General features: G+C 45.6%; 8 protein-coding genes. 7 read left to right on the top strand and 1 reads right to left on the bottom strand.

All coding sequences use genetic code 11. The annotated features are described in order from the left end of the window. Positions 1-67: 67 nt before the first annotated feature. Entirely contained in the window at positions 68-904 is an 837-nt protein-coding gene (locus tag HQN88_RS34880; RefSeq protein ID WP_173120942.1) for an AraC family transcriptional regulator, read from the bottom strand. A gap of 278 nt (positions 905-1,182) precedes the next feature. Between HQN88_RS34880 and HQN88_RS34885 the strand changes: the two genes are divergently transcribed. The 7 genes from HQN88_RS34885 (at position 1,183) to HQN88_RS34915 (ending at position 15,399) form a co-directional block, all read left to right on the top strand. Beyond that, a complete protein-coding gene (locus tag HQN88_RS34885) occupies positions 1,183-3,402 on the top strand; it encodes a helix-turn-helix domain-containing protein (protein WP_173120943.1) in 2,220 nt (739 codons plus the stop codon). A gap of 287 nt (positions 3,403-3,689) precedes the next feature. Then, entirely contained in the window at positions 3,690-9,665 is a 5,976-nt protein-coding gene (locus HQN88_RS34890; RefSeq protein ID WP_173120945.1) for a DUF4962 domain-containing protein, read from the top strand. Between the two features lie 270 nt (positions 9,666-9,935). Next, positions 9,936-11,474 carry an extracellular solute-binding protein gene (locus HQN88_RS34895; protein WP_173120946.1) on the top strand — a complete coding sequence of 513 codons (1,539 nt, stop codon included), beginning with the start codon at positions 9,936-9,938 and terminating at the stop codon, positions 11,472-11,474. 79 nt (positions 11,475-11,553) lie between these two features. Next, positions 11,554-12,462: an ABC transporter permease gene (locus tag HQN88_RS34900; RefSeq protein WP_246320627.1), complete on the top strand. Its 909-nt coding sequence runs from the start codon at positions 11,554-11,556 to the stop codon at positions 12,460-12,462. 12 nt (positions 12,463-12,474) lie between these two features. Continuing rightward, the gene (locus tag HQN88_RS34905) at positions 12,475-13,341 is read left to right on the top strand and encodes a carbohydrate ABC transporter permease (RefSeq protein ID WP_173120948.1); all 867 of its coding nucleotides are present in this window, start codon (positions 12,475-12,477) and stop codon (positions 13,339-13,341) included. Between the two features lie 27 nt (positions 13,342-13,368). Continuing rightward, positions 13,369-14,397, top strand: coding sequence for an alpha/beta hydrolase family protein (locus tag HQN88_RS34910; protein WP_173120950.1), 1,029 nt, complete (start codon positions 13,369-13,371; stop codon positions 14,395-14,397). A 3-nt stretch (positions 14,398-14,400) separates the two neighbouring features. Then, entirely contained in the window at positions 14,401-15,399 is a 999-nt protein-coding gene (locus HQN88_RS34915) for a hydroxyacid dehydrogenase (RefSeq protein WP_173120951.1), read from the top strand. The last annotated feature ends 308 nt before the right edge of the window (positions 15,400-15,707 follow it).

Raw genomic sequence — 15,707 nt, forward strand, 5'->3', positions numbered from 1 at the left:
TTTGCTCTCATTATAACGAATAGCAAGAGAGGACCGCTTCTCAGAACACACTGAAACCTTCTCGATTTCAACTGAAAATACCACTTAATTGGTTGCGGTAGTCCGAAGGCTTCATACCGACTTGATCTTCAAAGGCACGATAGAAGGCGGCCTGACTCTGGAAGCCGCTTTGCTGGCAAATTTCCGTCACGGGCAGTGACGTGCGAATGAGGAGATTCTTCGCGGCATGTACACGGACAGAACGTAGATATTGGGAGAAGCCCATGCCAACCGCTTCCCGAAAGAGGGCTTGCGTGCGAGAGGGACTCAGATGCAGCAAAGAAGACACATCGTTTACTGTGAGTGCGTCATGGTATTGTTGCTCTAAGAACTGAATAACTGGCCTGAGTGTACGGTATGCGCTAAGAACATTGCTCGCTTCTAGCCGGTCTGGGGACGGATTGTAGTACCGAAGGAGTGAGGCGCAAATGTTCATCAGGTGGCCCTTGAGCATATAGGAGAACCCGGGTTCTCTGCGGGAGTATTCGTTCCACATCGTCAGCAACGCTTCTTTCATGCCAGATGTGGACTCCGCTGAAGCTGGAATACGATTCTCGAAACCTTCTGGGCGATATAGAAATGGCAACAGCAGTTCATTATCGGTGTGCAGCCAGATCGAAGGTTCGAAGAATGCGAACAGAAATTGCGCCGGTTGGTCCGGATCGGATTGGGCGCGGTGCGGTTCGACCGGATTCACGACGAATAAATCGCCTGGCTTGATAGGATAGCTCTTATGACCAAAATGAAAAATGCCTTCCCCCTTCAAGCAGCAGCCAATTTCCAGCATACTATGCCGGTGGAATGGCTCGAGTCGATAATCGGGTACGTGCATCATCATCTCAATTGGCAAATTCGTACGGTCCACAATGGGTCCTCTCCTTTCTGAATTCGCTGCGCAAAACATATATGTTTGCCAAATGGTTTTCTAAGGTTCATGCTCTTTCAGCATAAATATTGATATTTCATTTTACCACATTGATTAGCAAGAAACCTTTTAACAGGGTACTGGATATTTCTAAAATGTTTGATTCCAGAGAATGGTTGCTTGATGCTTTACAAAAGTAACGTCGTTTGATTTAATTGGAACTATTAGGATATAGCGTGCAGATTAAACAATAGGATCGATAATCAAAGGGGCATCGTATGAGTAAACGTCTACCTATATTTGTTTATTTCCGAAACAGATCCAACTCTTTATTCCTGCGGCTTGTTGCAGGGTTTTTGTGTATCATTCTGTTGCTAGTCTCCCTCACGCTTTATTCCATATCGGTGTCAAAGCTAAACGTTCGGAAGGAAATTGTTCAATACAACACCCTTATGCTCAATAGTACGATGGAGAGTTACGAGAAGCATATCGAAATGATTAATAAACAAATGCACTTATATCTTTATACCGATGAAGTTCAACGTTTTCAATATACACCCCAATATATTAATTATCCGATTCTGCAAAAAGAAATCAATTCCTGGGTGTCCAATTCCTATCTGTTCATCGATAATATCGTTTTGTATACAAAGCGTGATGAATTTATTCTGGAGAAAGGCACAAGTACGGATGCACAAACGATGTTCAATGTATTCCAAATGAGCAAGGAATACCCGCTGGATTTCTGGCGTCAGCAATTTGAGGAAAGCTACAGCAGTCGGATCTTACCTTCTGCCAGCTTCTATAATGAAAATTTTGGACACAGGGAAGACAATGGCCAGTTGATCCCGATCATATATAAAGCCAAGGGGAACAGCGGCTTCATGATTATTGTTTTTCTCGATGCGGATAAAATGTTTAATGCATTTCGCGTAGCTCCGAGTGATGACTTTATGATCTATAATGATCAAGGGCAAACCATATTTAATCGAGGGGACCAGGATTCATTTATTAGTTTAAGTGACTTGCAGAAGAACGACAGTAAAGAATTGGTCGTAAATGGCAAATATTATTTTCATGCAAGGGGAAAAGTGAGTGGATTTACCTACATTCACCGTGTTCCGGTAGAGAATATTACTTCTCAAACTCGTCTGAATCTGTCACTGATCGCCATCTTAGTACTCTCGATCGCCCTTAGTGTGATTGCAGCACTTCTTATCGCTGCACGCATTAACAGTCCCTTGCAAAAGGTGATCAGATCCATGCAAGAAGGCAGACCTTTCCGATCGAATATAAGAGAGTTCGATATCATTAGCCATCAACTTTATGATAAACAAAAGACGGATCAGCAGCTTGCTCTTTTCAACCAGCTAAAAGCGATTCGACAAACGGATAAGACTTCAACCCTACTTGATTTTACCGATAAAAATTTCGTGTTTGTTCTTTCGCATGTGGTAAGTAAGGAGAATTATGCTTGGGAGCATGTGTCCTTTCAGAAATGGCTATATTATATCAAAGCGTTTATTGAAAACGAGATAAACCAGGTATTTCCCAATTCATTAACGTTCCAAATTGAACATAATCAGATTCTGAGTCTTGTATTCGTTGAGAATATAGGTGATTTGGAAGATTTACTTGGACGGATGAAAGACACGTTTGGACAAGATCGTGAATACGGAAACATAACCATAGCAGTCACCTCCGTATACAGTCATTCGAAGTATATTGCAGATGCCTATCAAGAGGCTCAAGCTGTGCTTGGCAAGCGAAAGTTGATTGATGCCGTGCAAATTGTTACGCCTGAGCATGTGTCACGGCAACTTTCTGCATTTACGACGAATCAGGAAAAAGAATTCAGTGTGAATCTGCGAGAAGGCAATGTCGAGCAATTGGAAGCGTTCATGGCACGGTTATATGCAAAATGGGATGGAAATGAGCTTAGTGCGGAGTCGCTAACTAGCTTTGGCGAAATACTATTGAGTAAAGTCAAAAATGAAATCTCTTTCATATTGGACGGGGGAGAGGACGACGCAATACACGCTTCGTTGCAACAGATTAGCGAAAAGATTCAACAGAGCATTACTGTCCATGAGGTGGAGATGTTGTTGCAAAAAGGGGTGGCGCTTGCTGCCAAAGCGGTTCGAGAGAGGAAGCTTAGGGCTGAGCAGAAAGATCCGATTACCAGCTTCGTGATGAATTATGTCAACGAGCATTATGCGGAAGACTTGTATTTGGATATTTTGGCTCAAAAGTTGAATTTAAGCGGCGGTTACTTATCCTCGTACTTTAAAGAAAAAACCGGTATGAATATCGTGGACTATATCAATGAAATTAGGATTATTAAAGCGACGGATCTTTTGGAAAGCAATCGGTTGAAAATTCACGATGTTGCAGAAGCGGTCGGTTATCGCAATAATACTTCGTTTAACCGGATGTTCAAAAAATATACCGGCGTCACGCCAACGGAATTCCGTAAAAATTTAAATACGCCTTCCTAAAAAAGCGCTGCACTTGCAGAGCTTTTTTCTTTTTTTTAAAACAATTTCATGAAATGTGATACTATCTTCCGTTTTCCGAAGAAAATTGAAGGCATATCGGCTTTCGTTCATTTACGGAAAGAGTGGAATTTTTTTATGATGGTGACAGCACAGGAAGCGATAGTTCCTGCTGTTTGCACGTTATGGTAGTCCAATCTCAGAAGAAAGGAGGAGATCAGTGAGAGCGCGATTCAAGGAGTAGGAGAGATAGATACCTTCAATCTTGTAAAGGGAGCTGATTAATTAGGATGATGAGCTGGAAAACAAAGAAGCGAACAGCATTAGCAATCGTATTTTTGTTGATTTTTGGGTTGGTTGGCCCTTGGCCTCAGATCGCTATGCCAACAGCCAAAGCAGCGTCCGTATGGCCAGCATCTACGTCGTGGAGTATGCCTTTCGGACCAGCAGATTCACAGGTTACCTCGCAAAATCCACCTGACTTTCGATGGCCTGCCGTAAGCGGCGCAGACAAGTATGATCTTCAAGTCAGTCGCAGTGCAACCGTGTCAGAGGTGGTTTATGAGAATCAGACGTTGACGGACAATTTCTATAATTTCCCCCACGTGTTTGATTCAGGCACCTGGTATTGGCGGGTCAGATATCACCAGGCTGTAAGCGGGTGGTCGGAATGGAGTGATATTCGAAAGTTCCGAATTGAGGAACATAATGTCCCGTTCGTTGTTCCTCCTGTTAATGAGTTGATCGGGAGGGTCAGCACGCAGCATCCACGGGTGTTTACTACATCCGATAAGCTTATTGCTTTTCGCAGCCTTGCGCTAACGACAAATAAGTCGTTTTACGATGCTAAATTAGCATCGGTGATGGCTATCCTGAACAATGCGCTGCCTGCTCAACCGACGTTTCCTTATGAGTTGTCACATCCCCGGGATGAGGACTGGCTCAGCGCAACGCAAGCTCTTCGGAGTAATTCTGATTTAATTGTTCGTCAGATGCTGGATGCCGCATTTGTATATCTCGTATCTGGTTCGCCTGATGTTGGGGCGAACGCCAAGGCTCGGTTATTACATATAGCTAGTTGGAATCCTAATGGTGCAACAAGTTATGACATTCAAGATCAGGTACATCGCTATATCGCGCTCTGCTCTGCCATGGCTTATGACTGGCTGTACGATTTGCTGTCGCCTACGGAGCGCGCAGAGATTAAGACCATGATACAAAGTCGTACGCAGACGATGGTGAATGACATGGTTGTCGCGCATTCGATTCAGAAAACCCCCTATGACCCCCATGGCTGGACAGGTATTGGGTTCATTGGCGTCATTGCCGTTGCCATGCTTAACGATATCCCAGAAGCTGAACAATGGTTCAGAGATGTGGTTCCTGCCTACATCAATATTTTACCTCCCTGGGGTGGTGAGGATGGTGGCTGGGGCCAAGGAACAGGATATTGGCAATTTTCCTCTTTTTCCAACAAGCAGTTTATGGATATCCTTTTAGCTGCAAGCGGCTTTAACTTGTATGACAAAGCCTATTCGCGCAACGAAGGGATGTATCCACTGTATGCGTTCCCAGTCGGCAGTCCGAAGGGGAATTTCGGCGACGATAGCGAACAGGTACCAGGCACCTCTACCGTAACGCTATACAATCGTCTTGCTCAGATGTCTGGCGACCCTCGCTTGAAGTGGGCAGCCGAAGCGATTGGAGCAGGTCCTAGCATAGAATTGAATAATTATTTTTACGGTGATGGGAGTTTAGCTGCTAGACCTCCCATGGATTTACCAGATTCCAGGTGGTTTCAGGATGTAGGCCAAGTTGCGATGCACTCGGAGCTCTATGATCCAGACCGTATCTCACTCTATTTTAAATCAACACCTTACGGCAGCTTTAGTCACAGTCATGCGAATCAAAATGGCTTTGTACTCAATGCTTACGGCGAATCGCTGGCAATAGACAGCGGTTTCTATGATTCGTATTTTAGCGATCATGATCAATATTTTGCCAAACAAACCTTTGCCTCGAATGCGATTACGCTCGATCGTAAGCAAGGACAGCCAATTGACGATATTACGGCTGATGGCAAAATAGAAGGATTTGTCACAAGTCGGGATTTCGATGCGACGAGCGGAGACGCGTCTGCCGCATACGCCGGCAAACTGGCAAAAGCGGATCGTCATATCATTTATGTGAGGCCGGATGCCTTTGTTGTGATCGACCAACTGCAAGGTACGGATCCGAGTGGAAACGAATTTGAGTGGCGTCTGCATGCAGAGGATGAATTAAGCATAGATAACGATCAGGCAGGCGCAACGATTATGAAGCGAGATGCAGGTCTCAAAGTACGGATGCTTGCCCCTGCTAATCTACACGCGACGTATGAAGATCAATTTCTGGATCAATTCGGCATTGAACATAAACCGAAGGGCAGTTATGCGAATGAAGAGCAGAAACATGCCGCTTTCATTACGCCGCAGACGACGGCAACGACGTTCGTGGCTGCACTTAATCCCTTCAAACGCGGCACATCGCCCCCAAATGTAGTCTCCGAAAATCGCGGTGATTATATGAAATTGACGTATGAGGGCGGTTCAGCTGTTTATGTCAGAATGGCAATGAGCGGTGAAGTCGATGCAGGAAGTATTCGTTTTAACGGAGCTGCTGTAGCGGTGAAGGGGAATACCATTCTGCTCGTTAACGGTACGAAAGTGGTCAAAGATGGTGCAACTGTCATCCAAAGCAGCCAACCTTCAACTATTGTCCTTGATGATGTCCAATTATCTGTGTCCGGTTTACAGGAAACGGAAGTTAGTGTGGGGGTCCCGGGACTTACACGGGTGCGTGATAGCGCCAGTGGGGAGGATATTCCGAGCGGTGGAACGGTAGCGGAAGGGTTGTCAAATCGAGGTGTCCATTGGATGTATGCAGGCAGCACTCTTACCCTTCATGTGGAACAAGGCCAGCGGACTTTCAAACTGAACAACACACCGATGCCTCATCCCATGAATGCCACGACGATGCCGACGTTGATTGGTGGTGTATCCGACACCGTTACGCTGCAAGTTTACAGTGATACGGATGATGTTCCTGTTGCTTGGGGGAACATCCACAACTCAGCTGGACTTTATGAAGTGGAATCAGCTCCTCCAGGATTCATATTCGTCAAACATGGCCGTCCAACCAACTTATACTTGGAAGAAAATGCAGCCATTATCGTTCGTGGACAGGGCGGTTTGCTCAAACTGAAACGTGTTGGCGATGGAGGTGCAGTCAATGCCGAGCAGTGGAGCGATCCAGATGCGATGCGCGCCTCGCTTTCTATGGTGTGGCAGGAAGCGGAGAATTTTGTGGCTTCGGGCGGTGCGACATTTTCAAGGTATACGACCAGACCTTTCTTGTCAGGAGCGATGGGGCTAGGTAATTGGGATATACCCGGACAATGGGTTACCTGGAAGTTGGATGTTCCCAAAAACGGTCATTATGATCTAATTCTAAAATATGTCGCTGGTTGGGGTCTATCTCCAGGCGAGCAGTCAAGCCGCTACGTGATGATTGGAGACCAGCCCTACTATCTTGTGGCTCCGACAACACAAGATTACGGAACGCAGCCTCAATACTGGCGAGGACTTAGGGTGAAGAGCAATCAGGTGCTGCCCGCAGGCCCTATTGAAATTACAATGTGGAATGCGGCGGGACCGATGAATCTGGACTATGTCGGCATCATGGAGGTGAAGGATGATGAGTATGTTCCTTCAGCTCCTAGCAACGTACAGTCTACCGCCCAGACAGAAACGACGGCAACGCTGTCTTGGAGTGCCTCGACTGACAATGTCGCTGTAAAAGAATATAACGTCTATGTGGACGGCGTACCCAAATTGGTCGTGCCCAGCGGTACACTATCCGGTACGGTAACGGGACTTGAGGCTGGTCATACGTATTCCTTTACCGTAAAGGCTGCGGATACTAGCAATAACCTTTCTGCGGCTAGTACAGCAATCACCGTGACGACGAGCGATTCGATCGCACCGATTTGGGGAGCGGCTGCAGCGATCCGTTCACCGCAGCTTTTCACGCAAACAGCAAGGCTTGAGTGGGATGGGGCGACGGATAATTCCGGCAAGGTCGCTTCCTATACAGTCTACCAGCAAGGGGCAGGACAGTCTGCTTTCACCCAAGTTGGCACGGTTGAAGAACTCACGTATGATGTCTCGGGTTTGCAGCCAGGTGGGACCTATACCTTCATGGTTAAAGCAAAGGATCCTAAAGGAAATGAATCGGCAACTGGACCGAGTACGACTGTGACGCTGCCTGCCACTTTGAGCGGCAATAGCTATTATGAAACTTTTGATACTTGGACAAATGCAAGTGTGACTAACCCGACAAGTAATTGGGGGTTTCTCACCCTCCATGGAACGAACATTGAGGTTGTTCCACTAACTGGATTAAGCAGTAAGGCACTGAAGATGTCGGATACCTATTATACGTCAACGGATGCTTATGGCGAGAGTACGGCTGTTACGAGAGGCAACACACCGATTAACGGAAAAGTGACCTTTGAAACCAAGTTCAAGTTTAACCAGGTGGAGGATTTTAATAACGGCAATTTGGAAATATTCCTTAGCGGAGGAGGCAAGAACGCTGCTCGTTTCTCCATATTCGAGGACGGAACATTCGGTTACTGGAAAAAAGTTGGCGGCGTAGATACCGCTTTCAGAATCCCGAAAACCCAGTTCCAATTTCCAAAAGATGATTGGGTTACGCTCCGGTTTGATCTAGATATGGATGATAAGACGTATGCCATTACCATGCAAACCAAGGCGTTCAAAAACGAGGGAGGAACAGCTTCTAGTGGGTTGAATCCATCCACAGGTGTTTATCAGACGGGTACACTGCCATTTCTGGATAGTAGTTTCTCCGGGTCAGCTCTGGATAAATTTGCTTTTAGACAATATCGGTATAAAAGCGATTACTTGTTTGATTATGTGACAATGTATCAGCAGACAGAGCCAGTTCTTCAAGCTCCTGGGAATGTAGAGCCCATTTCCCAAACTGAAACATCAGCAACGCTATCCTGGAGTCCTGCAATTGGTAATATGGCTGTCAAGGAATATCAGATATATGCCGATGGGATACAGAAAAAAGTAGTACCAGGTAGTACACTCACAGCCGTGATAGATGGCCTGGAAGTTGGACATACGTATACCGTGACGGTGAAAGCCATCGGCATGAATGGCAATCTGACGGCTACGAGTGCCCCAGTAACTGTGATGATGGGTGACGTTACAGCCCCTGTATGGGGAGGAACAGCAGCGATTCGTTCGGTTCAGTCATTCCCCAAAGCCATAAGGCTGGCATGGGATCAGGCCGCAGACAATTCAGGAACAGTCGCGACGTATTCGTTGTATCAGTTAACTGGCTCTCCATCTACAGCTGTGAAACTGGCTACCGTTTCCGGCAATACGTATGATGTCAAAGGGCTTCAGCCGGGGGGAGCCTACACGTTCAAGGTCGAGGCTGCGGATGCTAAGGGCAATGAATCCGCAAGTGGACCGCAGATCTCCTTAACATTGCCGTTATCCAGCAGTCACGGCGAATATTATGAAACATTCGACGATATGGCTACGGGCAACTTAGCAAACAGCGGGAACTGGGTAACGAATACGTCATCCGACTCATCTGTGACGATTGAACCGCTGGCAAGTGGGGGGAAAGCGCTGAAATTGGTCGATAATACCTACAGTTCGAGCAACGAATACGTAGAACTGCCCATGGTGAAGAGATCCAATACAGCTCTTGGCGGAACAGTGACCTTTGAGACCAAATTCATGTTCAACCCTTTGAATCACAGTGGAGGAAACCTAGACCTTTTGCTGCGCAGCGGTTCAACGGATGCTGTTCGATTCACGTTATTTTCCGATAGTTCAATCGGCTATTATAAAGTGGTGAATGGCGTGAACACGGCTTTCCGAATTCCTAAGACCAGCGGATTCACATTGCCGAGCAACCAATGGGTTACCCTGCGTTTTGATATGAACATGACGGCCAAAACCTATGCAGTTACCATGCAGTCCGATGCTTTTAAGAGTTATACGGGAACTGTGGATGCGCCTGGCCTACTTGATGCTTCAACGGGTATTTACCAAATTGGAGGTATTCCATTCTATAATAATAATAGCTCAGTAGCGACGATCGACAACGTACGTATCGGTGCATACCGGTATACGGGCAACTACTGGTTTGATGACATGATGATGTACAACTTGCCGTGAACCCGAATGTAGTCATGTTTATGTTTTAAATTGTTATCAATTAGGGCAAGGAGGATAGGTTGGGAAGTTCTCCTTGCCCCACTAGCTTAATATTCTAGCAATTATGATGTGTTTATTTGAAACATTTTTCAGGAACCTTAACTTATTTTCATGTAACCGAATAAAGTTGAAGTTATCATGGCATTCATTTATTTACCGGGATGCTGCCTTTCATTATGATGATGGAGTCAAGCATTGAAATTGAATTGGCATACAGAAAGGGGTTACCAAATGAAACATGTAAAGAAAAGCAGTTTGGCCATGGGCGTAATTTTATCATCCATTCTCATGGTCGCGGGTTGCAGCAGTAATGCCGATACGAAATCGGTAACAAAAGACAACCAATCAAGTACGGCTCCCGCTTCTCCCCAAACAGCAAAACTTCCAGAACCGGCTACGATTCGTGTATTTACGGAAAATTCGACGGCATGGCCGCCTAAGCCAGATTGGGGAGTATGGAAGTGGGTAAAGGAAGAGACGAATATTACCGTAAAGCAAGAATTGGCTTCAGGTCCTGAATCGCTGTCGCTTTCCGTCTCATCGGGAGACATGCCGGATGTACTCTCTGTCCTGCCAGGGGATGTGCAAAAGTTCGGAACACAGGGGGCATTCTTGGATTTATCCAAGCATTTGGATAAGATGCCTAATGTGAAAGCTTACCTAAAAGCGCATCCAGAAATTCGTGACCGGATTACAATGCCGAACGGTGAAATGTACAGCATTATTAACGACGGAGCGGGTGCTGGCAGTCAAATGGTGTGGTTTTATCGTGAAGATGTTTTCAAAAAACATAATCTAGCCGTGCCGAAGACGTGGGATGAACTATATGAAACATCCAAGAAACTGAAAGTCCTGTATCCAGATAGCTATCCGTTCGTATTCCGTCATGGTATTGGCACGTTAGACACGTTCGCTCCAACTTTCGGATTCTATCCGGGCTTGTATCTCGATCCTAAGTCAGGAAAAATGGACTATGGCGTAAAGCAGCCTGCAGCCAAAACGATGATTGAGAATTTGAATAAATTCCAAAAAGAAAAATTAATTCCACCTGATTGGCTCACGATGGACTATAAAGCATGGACACAATTCATGACAACGAACAAATCATTCATCACCGTTCAATTTATCGGACAGATCGAAATTATGAATAGTCAGTTGAAAGAAGGCAACCTGAAGTTTATGGCGCCGCCTATTGGTGTCGGTACGCAGCCTTATCTCCCAAGAGGCGGTACGGAGGATTATGGATTTGCGGTTGCTGCAAAGACTACAAAACTGGATGCCTCCCTTCGTTATCTGGATTATATCTATTCAGAGAAGGGGAAGGAAATCCAAAGTTGGGGTAAAGAAGGGGAAACTTATACCACCCAAGACGGTAAACGAAAGTTCAAGGATGTGTACAAAGAAGCTAACGATTTACGCCGGGAATCAGGCATTCAAACGGCTGGTACGTATGGATGGTTCGATTTTAAAGCCTGGTTGTCCCTTGTCAAAGAAAGTGAGCAATTCTCTTATCAGGAAGCGCCTAAATATGTATTCCCAACATATAACAGGCTGCCTGCTCTGACACAGGAAGAAGCTGCCTCGCTCGCTGTGTCGAATGATCAATTGTATAAATTTTACACAGCGTCAATAAGTAAATTTATATTGGGTGATACACCGATGACCGAGTGGGATAAATTCACCCAGGATCTGGACAAATACGACTTGAAGAAACTTCTCACGACGTATCAAACAGCGTTGGATAGACAAAAAGCGAATATGACAAAGTAAGGGATGATGGGAATCTGCTGGGCAATGCAACCGCATGTCACGTATTGCCTAGCAGAATCTTAAGGAGGAGACGAGGCTTTTGAATCAAACCATCATTAAGCGATTCATGCGGGACCGCATCTTCTTTCTGCTGCTCGCTCCAGCATTGCTCTACTATATTCTGTTTAGATATGTGCCAATGTTCGGAATTATCGTATCTTTTAAAGACTATAATTTGTTCAAGGGCATATGGGCCAGCGAATGGGTGGGCCTTAAGTATTACAGGATGTTTTTAGCCAATCCTGATGCCTATGTCATTGTTAAAAATACAGTTCTGTTAGGAATTTACAGATTACTATTTGGGTTCCCTGCACCCATTATTCTAGCCTTGCTGTTCAATGAAATGCGGTTTAAGACCTATAAACGATTCGTGCAGTCAGTTAGCTACATGCCCTATTTTCTGTCAACGGTTGTCGTTTCCAGTTTCATTATTACGCTGCTTTCACCTAGCACGGGTTGGATTAACGGTTTCATTCAATCACTTGGATTTGAGCCTATCAACTTCCTACAGAAACCTGAGTGGTTTCGGACCATCTATATCTCTTCGGACATATGGCAATCGACTGGTTTTGGCACCATCATTTATTTGGCCGCCTTAGCCTCAGTTGATCCTTACTTATATGAAGCAGCCGAGATCGACGGTGCTGGCAGATGGAACAAAATGGTGCATGTCACACTGCCTTCACTCGTGCCAGCGATGGTTATTATTTTCATCCTGCAGATTGGATCCGTTCTCGAACTGGCCTTTGATAAAGCGTTCCTGTTGGGGAACCCAGCGACCTTCGAAACATCGGATATCATCTCGACTTATGTATATCGAATGGGAATTTTGCAAGGAAGCTTTAGTTATGCAACGGCTATACATTTGGCGATGGGCATCGTCGCATTTCTATTCGTGTATTCGACGAATCGGATCGCTCGAAGAGTAGGAGAAACGAGCTTATGGTAAGGAGGAATACACTTGGTTAAGCGTATAAGCGTGTTCGATATTGTTAACGTGCTGTTACTTGGCATCGTTGCTTTTACAGCGCTGTTTCCATTTATTCATATGGCATCAGTGGCGATAAGTACGCCAGAGCATGTGGTCAGGAATGAAGTCGGTCTCTGGCCGAGGGGATTTCAATTCGACACATTCAAGGCTGTGTTAAGTGATAACCGCCTATGGGTTGGATATAAAAACACGCTCATCTATGTGGTCTTGGGAACGGCTATCTCGATGCTGATGACCGTGACAGCCGCTTATGCCTTGTCACGACAATCGCTGCTATTTGGTAAAACAATTATGCTGCTCATTGTGTTCACGATCATGTTTAACGGGGGCTTGATCCCTTTCTACCTCGTTGTTCGTGAATACGGTTTAATGAATACAATTTGGGCAATGGTGCTCCCTAATGCAATCAATACGTATAACCTGATCATTATGCGTACTTTTTTCCAAGGGCTCCCAAAAGAGATTGAGGAATCTGGCAGAATTGACGGATTATCGGACATTGGTATTTTGACGCATGTCGTCATTCCTTTATCGAAACCGGTATTCATGACGATCGGGCTGTTCTATGCGGTTGAAATCTGGAATTCTTTCACCACCGCACTTATTTTTCTCAGAGATACGAGTTTGCATCCTCTCCAGCTTATTATTCGGAACATGGTGATCGTCGGCCAAGTCGGTGACATCGTGGAGACTTCAACGGCTGAGGGCCACAAGGTTGTGCTAGAATCGCTGAGATATGCCGTCATTCTTATAGGAGCGCTGCCTATTATTATCGTGTATCCATTTATTCAAAAACATTTTGAAAAGGGCGCATTAATCGGGTCTGTAAAGGGGTAGTCTGAATGAAAGAAAGGGGATATCATCATGCCGTATCCATTATCAGAATTAAACAGAAGGGGCCTACCGCCACTATTGCAAGGAATCGACAGCTATGAACAATGGATGGAAAAGATTTCTGACATTCGCCGCATTTGGCTTGATTATTTGGGGGAACTGCCTGTGAAGGTACCAGTTCGGTTACAAATTCATGCTCAAAGCAAACAGCCGGGGCATACCCGTTTACATGTTGAATACGATACCGTGTATGGAGACACCGTAACGGCTTATATCTTGGTTCCCGATGAAGAAGCCGGAAGCTTAGGATACCCTGCCGTTATTGCGCTGCATCCGACTCATGAGCAAGGGAAAGATCGAATTGCTTTGCCCACTGGCGGGGAAAACCGCAAGTACGCACTTGAATTAGTTGAGCGTGGTTATGTGGTGCTTGTTCCGGATGCTTTGACCGCTGGTGAACGGATTTTTCCAGGCAAAGCTGCATTTGATAGCGAGCCTTTTTACGAACAGCATGCTGATTGGTCTACAGTAGGCAAGAATGTTATAGACCACATGCAAGGCATTGATGTTTTGTGTTCACTAGATTATGTGAATTCAGATGCAATTGGCGCGATCGGCCATTCCTTTGGTGCTTACAACGCGTATTTCCTAGCAGGCATGGATGAGCGCATTAAGGCTGTCGTTTCTAGCTGCGGTTTTAGCCCTTTCACTGGCGATCCGTACCCACAGCATTGGACCTATCGGAATTACCCCTACACGCATTTACCTAAAATTGCAGCGGATTTACAACGGGATCAGGTACCTTTTGATTTTCATGAAATTGTTGCTTTAATGGCTCCTACGCCTTTTTTCAGCTATGCAGGACAAGATGATCATATCTTTCCTCATTGGAAATCGGTGGCTGAGGGGATGTTGGAGCTTTCGAGGCTATATCGATGGCTAGGCAAAGAAGATCATTTCAGGTCATTCATCGGTGCAGGAGGGCATGATTTTCCTGAGGAAATCCGTATGTTATCGTATGTATTTATCGATTACTGGTTGAAGAAGGAAGGCGAGTAACGGATGAAACCACTCAAGATTGTCATGCTTCAAGATGCCTTGTATACAGAGCGCATTTTTACATCTGAGCATCTGAAACAAATTCAGCAGCACGGCTCTTTATCTATCAATTCTCGGAAAGTCCCTCCTACTGCTGAGGAGGTCTCAGAGCTGATTGAAGGTGCAGATATCGCTATCACGTCATGGGAATGTCCGCCTTTTGAGCGTGCCATCCTCGATCACTGTCCGGAGCTGAAGCTGATCGCGCATGCAGCTGGCACGGTCAAGCCACTTATGAGCCCGGATGTTCTCTTGCGGGGGATTCGCGTTAGCAGCGCGAACGCGGCTTTGGCACGTGGAGTTGCCGAAACGACGCTTGGATTGACAATTGTCTCGTTGAAAAACATCTGGCAGCTTGCCCGCAACACGCGGGATGGCGAGTGGAATAAGCAGCGTGAGCTCGTTCGAGAACTATACGGGGTGACAGTCGGAGTTATTGGTGCTGGAATGTCGGGCGAATATTACATTCGCTTGTTGCAACAGTTCGAAGTACAAGTACTGGTGTATGATCCGTTCCTGTCCGTTAGCCAAATTCAAGAGATGGGCGCAATGAAAGTGGAGTTGGATGAACTTCTTAGTCAATCGGATGTCGTTTCAATCCATGCACCTTCGATTCTAGCAACGAATCAGATGATGAACGAAAGGACACTGGGATTGATGAAGGATGATGCGATCCTCATCAACACAGCAAGAGGATCGCTCATTGATGAGGATGCGCTGGTCGCGGAATTGCGTAAAGGCAGGCTATGGGCTTGCTTGGACGTTACACAGCCGGAACCGCCGGACGTCCACCATCCGTTCCGTACCCTGCCGAATGTTACATTGATCCCGCATATAGCTGGAGCGACCAATAACGGGCTGCATCGATTGGGCAGTTTTATCGCTCGTGAAATTGACCTCTTCGTCGAAGGCAGGCCACTCATTGGCGAAGTGAATCTGTCCGCTCTTCATATGATGGCTTAAATCTTGGGAATTGCCCATTTGAACTATTTATAAAATAAGGAAGTAGTGCTTGAAGGGGGCTGTCCCACTGGCGCATCACATTTTGATGTAAAAACTACAGCTAATGTGCTCGAATTTGAGTTGTTTTCGTGATTAGATGGAGAAAATCCAGTAAAATTACGGGAAGTCGTTTTATTATGTATGGGTTTGCACTTAGAATTAAAAGTGGACGTCTCTTAGTGTAGGAGTAATAATAATCTTAACTATGAACTAAGAGGTGTCTATCCATGAGCGAATCAAGACAACGATATAATGAAACTTTTAAACGT

The organism is Paenibacillus qinlingensis, from assembly GCF_013204845.1.
In the GTDB taxonomy this organism is placed as follows: Bacteria; Bacillota; Bacilli; order Paenibacillales; family NBRC-103111; genus Paenibacillus_E; species Paenibacillus_E qinlingensis.